General features: G+C 59.5%; 15 protein-coding genes. 10 read left to right on the top strand and 5 right to left on the bottom strand.

Annotation, left to right across the window (positions count from 1 at the left end):
* Positions 1 to 5: 5 nt before the first annotated feature.
* Genes WCX18_RS06175 through WCX18_RS06165 form a run of 3 tightly spaced genes read right to left on the bottom strand, consistent with a single transcriptional unit; the run spans position 6 to position 2492 of the window.
* The gene (locus tag WCX18_RS06175) at positions 6 to 1235 is read right to left on the bottom strand and encodes a dicarboxylate/amino acid:cation symporter (RefSeq protein ID WP_345990653.1); all 1230 of its coding nucleotides are present in this window, start codon (positions 1233 to 1235) and stop codon (positions 6 to 8) included.
* Complete coding sequence (locus WCX18_RS06170) at positions 1232 to 2167, bottom strand: aldolase/citrate lyase family protein (RefSeq protein WP_345990652.1); 936 nt, start codon at positions 2165 to 2167, stop codon at positions 1232 to 1234. Before WCX18_RS06170 ends, WCX18_RS06175 begins: the two co-directional genes overlap by 4 nt.
* A complete protein-coding gene (locus tag WCX18_RS06165; RefSeq protein WP_345990650.1) occupies positions 2154 to 2492 on the bottom strand; it encodes a c-type cytochrome in 339 nt (112 codons plus the stop codon). The genes WCX18_RS06170 and WCX18_RS06165 overlap by 14 nt, the downstream gene beginning before the upstream one ends.
* Before the next feature lie 61 nt (positions 2493 to 2553).
* Between WCX18_RS06165 and folD the strand changes: the two genes are divergently transcribed.
* The 8 genes from folD to WCX18_RS06125 are packed head-to-tail and all read left to right on the top strand — an operon-like array spanning position 2554 to position 9141.
* Positions 2554 to 3411: a bifunctional methylenetetrahydrofolate dehydrogenase/methenyltetrahydrofolate cyclohydrolase FolD gene (gene folD, locus WCX18_RS06160; protein WP_345990648.1), complete on the top strand. Its 858-nt coding sequence runs from the start codon at positions 2554 to 2556 to the stop codon at positions 3409 to 3411.
* Positions 3408 to 4229 (top strand): signal peptidase I, encoded by an 822-nt coding sequence (gene lepB / locus WCX18_RS06155; protein WP_345990646.1) that lies wholly within the window; start codon positions 3408 to 3410, stop codon positions 4227 to 4229. The genes folD and lepB overlap by 4 nt, the downstream gene beginning before the upstream one ends.
* Positions 4216 to 4893: a site-2 protease family protein gene (locus tag WCX18_RS06150; protein ID WP_345990644.1), complete on the top strand. Its 678-nt coding sequence runs from the start codon at positions 4216 to 4218 to the stop codon at positions 4891 to 4893. Before lepB ends, WCX18_RS06150 begins: the two co-directional genes overlap by 14 nt.
* Positions 4894 to 4909: 16 nt before the next feature.
* Entirely contained in the window at positions 4910 to 5365 is a 456-nt protein-coding gene (gene rpiB / locus WCX18_RS06145; protein WP_345990642.1) for a ribose 5-phosphate isomerase B, read from the top strand.
* 8 nt (positions 5366 to 5373) lie between these two features.
* Positions 5374 to 5922, top strand: a complete 549-nt coding sequence (locus tag WCX18_RS06140) for an adenine phosphoribosyltransferase (protein ID WP_345990640.1) — start codon at positions 5374 to 5376, stop codon at positions 5920 to 5922.
* On the top strand, positions 5922 to 7121 hold the full coding sequence (gene trpB, locus WCX18_RS06135) for a tryptophan synthase subunit beta (RefSeq protein WP_345990638.1): 1200 nt from the start codon (positions 5922 to 5924) through the stop codon (positions 7119 to 7121). Before WCX18_RS06140 ends, trpB begins: the two co-directional genes overlap by 1 nt.
* A gap of 9 nt (positions 7122 to 7130) precedes the next feature.
* Positions 7131 to 7736 carry a DedA family protein gene (locus tag WCX18_RS06130; protein ID WP_345990636.1) on the top strand — a complete coding sequence of 202 codons (606 nt, stop codon included), beginning with the start codon at positions 7131 to 7133 and terminating at the stop codon, positions 7734 to 7736.
* Entirely contained in the window at positions 7705 to 9141 is a 1437-nt protein-coding gene (locus tag WCX18_RS06125; RefSeq protein ID WP_345990634.1) for a leucyl aminopeptidase, read from the top strand. Before WCX18_RS06130 ends, WCX18_RS06125 begins: the two co-directional genes overlap by 32 nt.
* Positions 9142 to 9145: 4 nt before the next feature.
* On the opposite strand, the gene rd is transcribed toward WCX18_RS06125, so the two are convergent.
* Entirely contained in the window at positions 9146 to 9310 is a 165-nt protein-coding gene (rd, locus tag WCX18_RS06120) for a rubredoxin (protein WP_345990631.1), read from the bottom strand.
* Positions 9311 to 9448: 138 nt separating this feature from the next.
* Here rd and WCX18_RS06115 point away from each other — a divergent pair, with 138 nt between their 5' ends.
* Positions 9449 to 10339: a hypothetical protein gene (locus WCX18_RS06115; RefSeq protein WP_345990629.1), complete on the top strand. Its 891-nt coding sequence runs from the start codon at positions 9449 to 9451 to the stop codon at positions 10337 to 10339.
* Positions 10340 to 10414: 75 nt separating this feature from the next.
* On the opposite strand, the gene WCX18_RS06110 is transcribed toward WCX18_RS06115, so the two are convergent.
* Positions 10415 to 10720: a hypothetical protein gene (locus WCX18_RS06110; protein ID WP_345990628.1), complete on the bottom strand. Its 306-nt coding sequence runs from the start codon at positions 10718 to 10720 to the stop codon at positions 10415 to 10417.
* A 252-nt stretch (positions 10721 to 10972) separates the two neighbouring features.
* Here WCX18_RS06110 and WCX18_RS06105 point away from each other — a divergent pair, with 252 nt between their 5' ends.
* Positions 10973 to 13528 (top strand): cation-translocating P-type ATPase, encoded by a 2556-nt coding sequence (locus tag WCX18_RS06105; RefSeq protein ID WP_345990625.1) that lies wholly within the window; start codon positions 10973 to 10975, stop codon positions 13526 to 13528.
* Positions 13529 to 13551: the final 23 nt, after the last annotated feature.

The following is a 13551-nucleotide window of genomic DNA, read 5'->3' as shown; positions in this document are numbered from 1 at the left end:
CGCGTTTAGTCCGACGCTTCCAGCGCCGCCTTGCGCGTCGTCACATCGACGATCTTCGTCACCATCAGGTCAGAGGTGACATTGAGGGAGGTGCGGAACATGTCAAGTACCCGGTCGACGGCAACGATAAGGCCGATATAGTCCGCCGGAAGCCCGATCTGGTTCAAGATGACGACCATCATCACCAGCGAGGCGCTCGGCAGCGCCGCGACGCCGACGGAGAGCGCCACGACGGTCACCCCCAGCAGCACCTGGTCGCCCAAAGAGAGCTCCACCCCGGCCAGGGTCGCGATATAGAGCACCGCGACGACCAGGTAGGCGGCCGTCCCGTCCATGGAAACCGTCGCACCCAGCGGCAGCACGAACCCGGCGCTCTCCCGGCGCACCCCGCCTTTATGTTCGCTCACCTCGATGGAGACCGGCAGCGTCGCCGCACTGGAGGCCGTGGAAAAGGCGAGCAGGATCGCCTCTTTTACCCTCCCCATATAATGGTAGGGGTTGATACGTGCGAAAAAGGCGACAAGTAGCGGCAGGGTCAGCAGCCCGTGCAGCAGGATCACGCCGATCACGACGAGCATATATTTCCAGAGCCCGAGAATGACGTCGATCCCCTCGTCGGCGATCACGTAGGCGATAAGGCTGAAGACGCCGATGGGCGTCAGCTTGATAACCCATTCGGCCATCTTCAGCATGGCGTTGTTGACCCCGGTAAAGAAATCGAGCATCAGTCCCTGGTGGTGGTCGCTGAGGTAGAGGCTCGCGATCGCGAAGAGGATGGAGAAGACAATCACCTGCATCATCGCCCCGTTCGTAAGCGATGCGAAAACATTCGTCGGGATGAATCCGAGCAGCATCGCCTCGAAGGAGAAGGGTTTGATCTCGTGCGCCTGCGCAAAAGCGACCCCCTCGGCAGAGACCGCTTCCCCGATACCGACGACGTTCATGACAATGATCGCCAGCAGAACGGAAAGTGCCGTCGTAAGCAGGTAGAGCCCGATCGTACGAAGCCCCATGTTTCTAAGATGGTGTAGCGTCCCCAACCCGGCGATGGCGACGAAGATGCTGGCAAACACCAGCGGGACGACGAGCATCTTCAGCAGCGCAACAAAGATCTGGCCGATGAGCCGCTGCGCCAGGGCCAGTTCGGGGAAGAACGCGCCGAAGAGCGCTCCCAGTACGATGCCGGCCAGGATCAGGCCGTTCGTCGACGCAAGCGCCGCGCGAAGGCGGTTCACTCCGCGCCCCTCAGCAGGGCAAGTGCCCCCTTGTAGATCGGTTCATCAATAAAACCGTACACCTCGTGCGTGAAGCCCGTCACGCCGTTGGCGCGCTCGGCCTCGAAAAGCGCGACGATCTCCCGCGCCCTTGCCAGTGCCGCCCCGTCCTGCCCGAAGGCCGCCATCACCTGCTCCGCCTGTTTGGGCGAAAGGCACCCCTTGGCATCAAACCCCATCTCGCTCTCCAGGGCCAGCCATGCGGCAAAACCCGCCTCGTTGCGGTAATCCTGGTAAACGAAAGAGACGGGTTTGACACCGAGGGCGCGGGTCGTGACGAAGAAGTGCGACAGCAGATAGCGCATGGTCGGGTTCTCCGGGGCGATCAGCGCCTGGTCCAGCCCCAGGTCGGCAAAAAGGTCGAGGATGCCGAGGTAGAAGGTGCTTACCCGCGGATCGACACGCAGCGTGTTCAACGCCAGCCACGCCTCTTTCGTTTCGATGGAGAGATGGATCTCAATGGGCGCCGGTACCATCGCCGCAATGCGTTCGACCTCCTCCGCCGTGCGGACCTTCGGGACGCGGATGGCGTCGGGCATGAAGGGAGCAAGAAATGCGATCTCCTCCGCCCCGCCCTCGTCAAGGGGGTTCACCCGTACGATCAGTTTCTTGTCAGACTGCGGCAGCCGGGAGAGCGCAATGGCACAGAGGCGCAGCGCCACGGGTTTTTGCGCTTCGGAGACCCCGTCTTCGAGGTTGAACATCACCGCGTCGGCGGCCAGCTGGGGGATCTTCGCGAGGTGCTTGACGCGGTGGGCCGAGAGCATCAGCGGCGCATGAAAAGTCGCCGAGGTGTTCAGGATGCGGGGTTGGGACGAAAGATAGGTGTCGAGGGTGCCAATATCCAGCGCTTCGGCAGCCCGCTCCAGTGCGGGAAGATCATTGTGAAACATTGGCATCCTTTGGGTGCAGGTAGCTGTAAAGGGTATGCCGCTCCTCCTCGGTCAGGAAGTAACGGGGCATCCCTTTGACCCGTCCGTTCAGGGCCCTGTCAAAGTCTGCGTAAGCGATGACGTTGATCGCCGGGGCGGTAAACGATTTGCGAACGCCCTTGTCGGTATAATTGGCGATCACTTTCCCCTCGCCGTGTTCGCCGTGGCAGAGATTGCAGCCGATTCCCCTCGGATTGTGGTAGAGCTGCGCGGCATATTCCTGCGGGGTGATGAAAGATTCCTCCGCCGCAAGAAAGGTCGCCAAAAACAGGAGCCAACGGGCCATTAAAAGCACCTTTTTATTGAAGTAGGGGTATATTATCAAAAAAATAATTAGGTCAGTTGAAATGCAGATACTCGACGGAAAAGCGCTCTCCAAGAAGATTGAAGAAGGCGTCGCCACCGCAGCCTCCGAACTCAAGGAAAGGACCGGTCGCGTCCCGGGTCTCGCCGTCATCCTTGTCGGCAACGACCCCGCTTCGCATGCCTACGTCGGTATGAAAAAGAAGGCCTGCGACCGCGCCGGTTTCTACTCTGTCACCCACGAGATGCCCGAAACGATCTCCCAGGAGGCGATCGAGCAGACGATCGAGATGATGAACGCCAACCCGAACATCGACGGTATCCTCGTCCAGCTTCCCCTCCCTGCGCACATCGACACGACACGCCTGCTCGAACTCGTCGCCCCGAGCAAGGATGTCGACGGTTTCCACCCCTATAACGCCGGGCGCCTGATGACGGGCCTCGACGGCTTTGTCCCCTGCACCCCGCTGGGTGTCATGGAGCTCTTCGCCGAATACGAGATCGACCTCACGGGCAAAGACGCCGTCGTCGTCGGTGCCTCCAACATCGTCGGCAAGCCGATGGCCGCCCTGCTGCTCAACGCCAACGCGACGGTCACCGTCACCCATATCCATACCAAGGACCTCAAAGCGCACACCCAAAACGCCGACATCGTCCTGGTCGGTGCCGGGGTCATCAACCTGATCAAAGAGGATATGGTCAAAGAGGGGGCTATTGTCATCGATATCGGTATCAACCGCGCCCCGGACGGCCGCCTCGTCGGCGACGTCGACTATGAGAACGTCGCGCCGAAATGCTCCTACATCACCCCGGTTCCCGGCGGCGTCGGTCCGATGACCATTGCCATGCTGCTGAAAAACACCCTGAAAGCGGCCGAAATGCACGCACAAGAGCGCCAATGAAGACGAAGGTCAAACACGCCGCCAAAGCGGCCTACCGTTTCTCCAACAGCTGGACGGGAACGGTCATCATCGTCCTCTTCGTCATCTTTTTCGTCGCACAGGCCTTCCGAATCCCCAGCGGCTCCATGAAGGATTCCCTGCTCATCGGTGACCACCTCTTCGCCAAGAAGTTCGCCTACGGCATCTCAACCCCGCATGTCCCCTTCCTGGAGATCCCGCTCATTCCCGGCACCGACGGGCATATCATTGATGGCGATACGCCGCAACGCGGCGACATCGTCATCTTCCGTTATCCCAACAACACCTCGCTGCACTACGTCAAGCGCTGTGTCGCCACGCCGGGGGACGAACTTTTCGTCTACAACAAGGATCTCTTCCTTCACCCGGCAGAGGGGGACGACTATATCCGTCAGCACTACACCTTCACCCATGAGATCGAGGAGTTCGACGGGCGTCTCTGGATCAAGAACCCCTATATGAAAGAGCACCCGGGTATTCACCACGATCCGCATATCATCGACGACGGCCAGTTCCCGCAGCCCATTTTCAACTTCGGCCCTGTCCAGGTACCCGAAGGCCGCTACTTCATGATGGGCGACAACCGCGACCACTCCAACGACAGCCGCTTCTGGGGCGCCGTCCCCTACGGCCTCGTTGAAGGAACGCCGTGGTTCATCTACTTCAGCATGGACGACAACTACGAGATCCGCTGGGACCGTATGTTCAAAACCCCTACCGATCTCGAGCAGTCCCCCTACCTGGACCGCGCGGTCGCCGAACGCCAGCGCGAAGAGGGCACGGACCGTGGACTCTATTGATCTGCTGAAAATCGCCGCGGCCGTTCTCGCACTGGCCATCGCCATCATCGGCCACGAGATTATGCACGGCTGGGTCGCCTACCGTTACGGCGACACGACGGCCAAACATGCCGGCCGTCTCTCGATCAATCCCCTGATCCACATCGACCCCGTCGGCACCATTCTCGTACCGCTGATGATGTACTTCATCCCCATGCTTCTGGGCATGGGCGGCGGTTTCCTCTTCGGCTGGGCCAAGCCCGTCCCGGTCAATATGCGCACCGTCATCGGCAACGGCGGCTACAATGCCGCCATGCAGGTCAGCCTTGCCGGCATCGCCTACAACTTCGCCCTGGCATCCCTCTTTGCCGTTTTCCTGACCGGCATGCACCAGCCGCTGCAGAGCGACGGGCTGGGCTATATCTTCCTCTACCTCGTCGTTATGCAGCTGGTGCTGATCAACGTCCTGCTCGCCGTCTTCAACCTGCTGCCGATCCCGCAGTTCGACGGCGCGCATTTTCTCATGTTCCTCTCACTCAAGATGGGACTGAACAACATCGCCATGTGGTTCCAGCGCCTGGAGCCCTACGGCATGTTCATCGTCATCATCCTTTTGATCACGCCACTGAGCCAATACGTGCTTTTTATGCCGGTGCAGTACGTGCTGCAACTGCTATTATCTTAACCCGAAGGAGAACTCCATGAAATTCTACATTGCCACCGACCACGCCGGCCTCGACCTTAAAGACTACACTGTTGAACTGCTTAAAGCCAAAGGTCACGAGGTCGTCGATCTCGGTCCCCACAGCAAAGACCGCGTCGACTACCCCGACTTCGCCGTCAAGGTCTGCAACGCCGTACTCACTGATGAAGAAGATGCCGACGGTATCCTGATCTGCGGTTCGGGCCTGGGTATGAGCATGACCGCCAACCGTTTTGCCGGCATCCGCGCGGCGCTCTGCCACGACGCCTACACGGCAACGATGGCCCGCGCGCACAATGATGCCAACGTGCTCTGCTTCGGCGAGCGCGTCGTCGGGCGCGGCGTGGCCGAGTCCATCATCGACGCCTGGATCGCGGGTGCTTTCGAAGGCGGACGCCACGCGGGACGCGTTGAAAAGATCGAAGCCGTCGGCGGCTGCTCTGCAGCGCTGTAAGGTCCCTCATGTCACTGTCCGTTGATCAAAAGGCCCTGATAGAAGGTGCAATCCGTGACATCCCCGACTTCCCGAAGCCGGGGATCATCTTCAAAGACATCACGACCCTGCTCAACAACGCGGAGGCGTTCGGTACGCTGATGGCGCACCTCAAAGCGCGTTACGAGGGCTACGGACTCGACTACGTCGCGGGCATCGATGCCCGCGGCTTTATTTTCGGTGCGGCCCTGGCGCAGATGCTGGGCGTCGGTTTCGTCCCTATCCGCAAAAAAGGGAAACTTCCCTCCACGACCGTCTCGGAGAAATACTCCCTCGAGTACGGCTTTGACGAGGTCGAGGTGCACATGGACGCCTTCGGTCCCGAAAAGGGGGCCAAAGTGCTTCTTATCGACGACCTTATTGCAACGGGCGGGACGGCCAAAGCCGCCGCATCCCTTATCGAAAAACTCGGCGCGCACTGTGTCGAAGCCTGCTTTATCCTCGGGCTGGAGTTCCTGCCGGGCATCGACAGCCTGACCGAGCTCACCCCCGTTTATACCGTTATAGGAGTGGATTAATGTACATCCCCGAACCCTCGACGTTCGATCCCGACAGCAACGGCCATTTCGGCATCTTCGGCGGCCGCTATGTCCCCGAGACCCTGATGCCGGCCCTGCTGGAACTTGAAAAGGCCTACGCGCAGTACCGTTTTGACGAAGCCTTCTGGAGCGAGGTGGACGGCTACCTCAAAGATTACGTCGGTCGCCCTTCCCCGCTCTATTATGCGGCGAACATCTCCGAAGAGCTCGGCGCGAAGGTCTATATCAAACGCGAAGACCTGAACCACACCGGTGCGCACAAGGTCAACAACGTTATCGCCCAGGGCCTGCTGGCGAAAAAGCTCGGCAAGCAGAAGGTCATTGCTGAAACGGGCGCCGGCCAGCACGGTGTTGCCACGGCGACCATCGCCGCCCTGCTGGGGCTGGAGTGCGAGATCTTCATGGGGGCGAAGGACGTCGCCCGCCAGGAACTCAACGTCTTCCGTATGAAGCTGCTGGGGGCCAAGGTCCATGCCGTTGAAAGCGGGTCGCGCACCCTCAAAGACGCCATGAACGACGCCATCCGCCACTGGGTCACCCATGCCCGCGACACCTTCTATATCATCGGCACCGTTGCCGGGCCTCACCCCTACCCGATGATGGTCCGTGACTTCCAGGCGATCATCGGCTGGGAAGCGCGCGCGCAGATCCTGGAAAAAGAGGGGCGCCTCCCTGATACCGTCGTTGCCTGCATCGGCGGCGGCTCCAACGCTATCGGTATGTTCCAGCACTTCCTCGAAGACAAAGAGGTACAGTGCGTCGGCATCGAGGCAGGCGGTCTGGGGACCGATACGGATAAACACGGAGCCTCCCTGCTCAAAGGGCGCCCCGGTGTCCTGCACGGGCAGATGAGCTACCTCCTTCAGGATGCCGACGGCCAGATCCTCGAGGCGCACTCCATCTCCGCCGGGCTCGATTACCCCGGCATCGGACCGGAACACGCTTTCCACAAGGAGAACGGGACGGTAATGTACGACAGCATCACCGATGCCGAAGCCCTCGACGCCTTTGTCTGGCTCAGCCGCAAAGAGGGGATCATCCCCGCATTCGAGAGCTCCCACGCCGTCGCCTATCTGAGAAAAATGCCCGATATTGCCGGCAAACTGGTCATCGTCAACCTCTCCGGCCGCGGGGACAAAGACATGATCCAGGCCAAAGACATGCTACACTTCGATTAAAGGGGGCGCATGGAAGCCTATTTACTGGAACTGCTGCAGGAGTACGGTTACATCATCCTTTTCGTCTGGAGTATCCTGGAGGGGGAGATGGGACTGCTGATGGCCGGCATCATGGCCACAACGGGGCACATGAACGTGCCCGTCGCCATCTTTGTCGCCGGCCTCGGCGGGTTTGCAGGTGACCAGATCTACTTCTACATCGGCCGTTTCAACAAAGGCTTCATTCAGCGGAAATTCCATGCGCAGCGCCGCAAATTCGCCATTGCCCACCTGCTGCTGAAAAAATACGGCTGGCCGCTCATCTTCGTACAGCGCTACCTCTACGGGCTGCGGACCGTCATCCCGATGAGTATCGGGATCACGAAGTACTCCTCGAAAAAGTTCGCCCTTATCAACCTGCTCAGCGCCTGGGTCTGGGCGGCGCTTACCATCATCCCCGCCTACTTGCTGGGGGAACAGATCTTGCAGGTGCTCGAGTGGGGAAAAACACACTGGTATTTTGCCCTGCCGCTCGCCGGTGCCGCACTGTTCGGCATCACGACCCTGTTCAAACGAATCGAAAACCAAATGCTGGAGAAACAACATGCTCGTCAAGCTCGCAACGCAACCCGTTGAATCCATCGACGCGGCCCTGACCGTCACCCTTCTGACGCCGGAGACCCTGGCATCGCACCCGAAAAAAGCCGTTCTTGATCAGGCCGGATTCGAGGCCAAAGAGGGACAGACCTGCATGCTGCACGAAGGGGTGGAATACGTCGCTGCCGTCACGGCGTTTGAACCCGACGCCGTCCGCGACGCCATGGCCGCTGCCGCCAAAAGCCTCTCCGGTTTCGGCTACGAAAGTGCCAAAATTGCACAGTACGGCCTTGAAAATGCCGCCGCCCTTGTCGAGGGAATCGTCCTGGGGAGCTACAAATATACGCGCTACAAATCCGACGCCAAGCCCTCCAAACTCAAAACGTTTTATGTCGCCGGTACGAATTATGACGGCAGCGCGGTCGATCCGGACGCCCTGAAAGCCGCCGTTGACGGTGCCGTCATCCTTGCGACCGCCACCAACTTCGCCCGCGACCTCGTCAATACGACTCCCGATGACATGACACCGGGCCAGCTGGCCGTTGTCGCCCAGGAGCTTGCCGACGCCAATGGGCTTGGCTGCGATATCTTTGACGAACATGCACTCGAAGAGGAACGTATGCAGGCCATGCTGATGGTCGCCCGCGCCTCCGCACACAAACCGCGCATGATCCACCTCTCCTATGTTCCCGAAAACGCCGTCGCCACGGTCTCCCTCGTCGGCAAGGGCCTCACCTACGACAGCGGCGGGCTCAGCCTCAAGCCGGCGACCTCCATGGTGACGATGAAGATGGACAAAGCGGGTGCCTGTGCGGTCCTGGGGATCATGAAGGCCGTCAGCGAGCTGCAACTGCCCGTCGCCGTGCACGGCTTCGTCGGTGCGGTGGAAAATATGATCGGCGGTAACGCCTACAAGCCGGACGACGTGCTGTTCTCCCGTAACGGCAAGACGATCGAGGTGCGCAACACCGATGCCGAAGGGCGTCTTGTCCTGGCCGACGTCCTCTCCTACGCGCAGGACAAGGTGCAGGCGGACTACCTCTTCGACTACGCGACGCTCACCGGCGCCTGCGTCGTCGCACTCGGCCCGTACACGACGGGTATCATGGGCCACAGCAGCACGCTGAAGCACTCGCTGTACAGTGCGGCGGATGCGGCGGGCGAACTGGTCGGTGCGCTGCCGTTCAACCCACATCTGAAAAAAGCCCTCAAAAGCGAGATCGCCGATGTCTCCAACATCAGCAACATCCCCTACGGCGGCGCCATCACCGCGGCGATGTTCCTTGACCACTTCATCACCGACGAGATGAAAGAGAAGTGGATGCATTTCGACATCGCCGGTCCCGCCTATACGGAGTCCGGCTGGGGCGTCAACCCCCACGGCGGCACCGGTGCGGGCGTGCGTACCACTGTCGCTTTCCTGCGGGCAATCTCAGAACAGTAGTCCACTACTCCTCGTAGGGCTCAAAGTCCGCTTTGCTGACACCGCATTGCGGACACTCCCACTCCTCCGGGATATCTTCAAACGCCGTTCCCGGCGCGATGCCGCCATCCTCATCCCCCACTTCGGGATCATAAATATAGCCGCAGACGGTACAGACATACTTTTGCATCTTCGCTCCTTTAACTGCCGGAGTTACTCTCCGACATCGTAGTTGCCTTCAGTCGACAATGATATCATCGGTGAAATTGCAAAAAATCTTGCCGTGCCATTAACCTGTAAATCCACGGCAATCTTAAGGAGAATACAGATGCAGACGATCATCAGAGTCTATGAACACAACAAAAACCTGATCGAAAAATTCCTCTTCTCCACCCTGAACAAACAGCATGTCAAAGGGATGAGCGAAGCCTCCCTGCAGGACCTTTTCGGCCTATTCCCCAGCCTTGAAGCCATCTACGGAAGCGATGAGGCCTTCATACAGAACACCCCCGTCTACCTGCGCCAGGGCGAAGACAACTCCGGGCGGGGCGGGGAGCTTTCCGATCTGCTCGGCGGGCAGGTGTTTACGGACGGCAGACTGATAACGGACCCCTACATCTCGCTCACGTCCGGCAAACTTATCCTGACAGCGGTACTTGAAACGGAGCGAGGGTATGATTTTTACGATTTCAACCTGCGCGCGTTGCTGGAACGGCTGGCCCTGGTGGCCGGGCACCACCGCTTCAGCCTCTTTACCCGCACCATCTACCTGCTGATGGGTGCGGCCCTGATCTTTTTTGCGATCTTCTCGGTTCTCTACGGCTTCGGCTATTTCTGGTGGGACCTCTATACGAATGCGAACCATTTCTCTCTGGAGACGATCTTCAAACCGGTTATCGCCGTCACGCTCGGGCTTGCTTTTTTCGACCTTGGGAAGACAATCATCAACCATGAGGTTTTCCGCGCCTCGGAAACGCTCGAGGCCTTCGACGCCAAATCCTTCGTGACGTTTCTCACCTCGATTATGATCGCGCTGCTGATCGAAGCGCTCCTGAGCGCTTTCAAAGCGTCGCTTTCGAACTTCTCGGACCTGCTTTACGTCGCCGCTATGATCGCGTCGCTCGCGCTGCTCTTCTTTGTCGTCACCCATTTTATCCGCGGCGTCGGCGTCTGGAAGAACCCTGCGCCCATGCAGAAGTCCGCCCTCCAAAAAAAATAGGGCCTCCCCTTCCTGCCCGGGCTTCCCGAACTGTATTCCGCGTCCCCTTCTCTTTCCCGCGGACGGCGCCTGGCGTCAGGAGCCGTTCACCACGAGCAGCAGCAATCCGAACATCACACCCGCCGCAGTGACGGCCATGGAGATCAGTCCCTCGTTCCGGACGACCGTCCACAGGTCCATGAGGTTTGATGTAATGAACTTGCGGATGCCCAACGGCGTGACGGTTGTTGCCTCCATACCGCCGGCGGCAACGGCTGCCAGTTTCTCCGGCACTGCCTGCGCCTGAAAGATCGGCAGCAGTGCATAGACAGGACGTCCGTAAGGTTTATAGAAGAGAGCAATAGTGCCCGCGAAGAGGATGACGAGTAATGCGACCGACAAGATCCAGCGACGCTCCATAGTGACACTTTCGAAGGGTTTTGGCTTCAATGCAAAGCCGTCTTAATCTTAACGAAAATTAGTTACAAAATAATTAATTTTCATTATTTACTTATAGTAAATTTCAGCTAAGTGTCCGTTTTGCCTGGTGTTCGTTCTCCCCTTACCGCCAGCCTACCCCGTCATATTTCAAATCGGGTATGTTTGCATCTTCGATCAATATCACTGTACAATTGTCTGACACTGGAGAAAGAGATGCTCAAACCCGACAGACCTGATTGGCATGACGTTGAGGGGCTGACCGACACCGAAGCGGCGGCACGGCTGCGCATTGACGGGTATAACGAAATACCGGGCTCGCGACGGCGCACATTGACCGTGATCGTACGCGACGTTATGACCGAGCCCATGTTTATTCTGCTACTGGCTGCAGCAGCGATCTATTTCCTCCTGGGGGACAACGCCGAGGCTTCCATTCTTCTCAGTTTCGTCATCGTTGTCATAGGGTCAACCGTTTATCAGGAACATCGCACAGAGCGCGTCCTGGAAGCCCTGCGGGATATGACGAGTCCCCGCGCTCTCGTTGTACGCGGCGGCGGGCAACAGCGTATCCCCGGACGCGAAGTGGTGCGGGGCGATATGCTTGTGCTGGTCGAGGGGGACCGTGTCCCCGCCGATGCCGTCATCCTGGCACAGCGGAACCTTCAGGTCGACGAATCCCTATTGACCGGCGAATCGGTCCCTGTCGGAAAGCGTCATTGGTTGGAGGGGGATCTACGCCTTCAACCCGGGGGCGAAGATCAGCCCTATGTCTACTCCGGCACCCTTGTTGTACAGGGAACGGCCATCGCGGAGGTCAACGCTACCGGTCCAAAAAGCACCATTGGTACTATCGGAAAATCTCTGCAGGACATCGAGACCGAGAAAACCCCGCTGCAGCTTCAGACGGGAAAGATGGTGCGTCTGCTCGCCGCTCTCGGTCTGCTACTGTGCGCGCTGCTCATCATCGTCTACGGCTTGACGCGCGGCGATTGGCTCGACGGCCTGCTCGCGGGGATTACCCTCGCCATGGCAACGCTCCCCGAAGAGTTCCCCGTCGTCCTCACCGTCTTCCTCGCACTCGGGGCCTGGCGTATTTCCCGGCGCCGCGTGCTGACCCGCCGCGTTCCGGCGATCGAAACCCTCGGTTCGGCAACGGTTCTGTGCGTCGACAAAACCGGTACGCTGACGCAAAACAGCATGAACGTCCATACGATAGTCACCGGCGAAGCGCTCTTCCGCGTCCCCCACGTAACAGACACGGCTCCGATGCCCGAGACCTTTCACGAACTGCTCGAATTCGGGATCCTTGCCAGCGAAGCCGACCCCTTCGATCCGATGGAAAAGGCGATGCACGCCCTCGCGCAACGCTATCTCTCCGGTACAGAGCACCTGCACGACGACTGGGAACTGGTCTACGAGTATCCCCTGTCGGCCGAAATGCATGCCATCTCCCATGTCTGGCGCTCCACCCACGGTGACGAGTACGTCGTTGCCTCGAAAGGTGCGCCCGAATCGATCGCGGACCTTTGTCATCTCGATGCTGCATCGTCAGCGCTACTCGCGCAGCAGGTCGAAGCGCTTTCATCGCAAGGCCTGAGGGTGCTCGGTGTCGCGGACGCCCGCTACTCCGGCAAAGAGTGGCCGAGCATCCAGCACGACTTCGCCTTTCGTCTGCTCGGCCTGATCGCCCTTGCCGACCCGTTGCGCCCCGCCGTGCCTTCTGCTATTGCCCGGTGTCATGCCGCGGGGATACGTGTCGTCATGATGACCGGGGACTACCCCGGCACTGCACGTACCATCGCCCGGGAGGCAGGGCTGAGAGCCGATACGCTGATGACGGGAAGTGAAATCGACGCCTGCGATGAAGCGGAGCTGGCCGCGCGCATAAGAACGATCAACATCTTTGCACGGGTCGTGCCCGAACACAAACTCAAAATCGTCAATGCCCTCAAGGCTGACGGTGAAGTCGTGGCAATGACCGGTGACGGTGTCAACGACGCCCCGGCACTCAAGGCATCCCATATCGGCATCGCAATGGGCGGACGTGGGACGGATGTCGCGCGCGAGGCCGCTTCGCTAGTGCTGCTTGACGACGATTTCACCTCCATTGTCGAGGCCGTCCGGCTGGGCCGGCGTATCTACGACAATCTCCGCAAGGCGATGGCCTATATTCTTGCCATTCATGTTCCGATCGCCGGCATGGCACTGCTGCCCGTCTTTTTCGGATGGCCCCTGATCTTTTTCCCGGTCCATATCGCTTTTTTACAGTTTATCATCGATCCGGCCTGCTCCGTCGTCTTCGAAGCGGAACGGGAAGAGACCGATGCCATGCTACGCCCTCCACGTCCTCTGGACGAGCCGCTTTTCGGCGTGTGGAACCTTGGGCTGAGCCTGCTGCAGGGCACCGGTGTGCTCATTTGGGCTATTGCCCTCTACGGTATAGTCCTGTCCCGCGGCGTCACGGCGGAGGATGCAAGGGCACTGGCCTTCACGGCGCTGGTCGTAGCCAACATCACGCTTATTTTTGCCAACCGGTCCTGGAAGCGTACGCTCCTCGCTTCCCTGCATATCCCGAACCGCGCCGTTTGGTGGATTACCGGTGGCGCTCTCCTCTTTTTGGCACTCGCGCTCTTCGAGCCGCAGCTTCGCCAACTCTTCCGTTTCGGGGAGCCAGACATCGCAGGCCTTCTGCTGGCCGTCGTTGCCGGTATCGCCAGTGTCGCCTGGTTCGAACTTTTCAAACTGCTTCGCGGCATCCGCTTCTCCTAGGGCCGCCACGAAAGCTTCGCTCT

It is taken from the genome of Sulfurimonas sp. HSL1-2 (assembly GCF_039645565.1).
In the GTDB taxonomy this organism is placed as follows: Bacteria; Campylobacterota; Campylobacteria; order Campylobacterales; family Sulfurimonadaceae; genus Thiomicrolovo; species Thiomicrolovo zhangzhouensis.
Note: the sequence above shows the minus strand (reverse complement) of the source record. Positions and strands in the feature narration are given on the sequence as shown.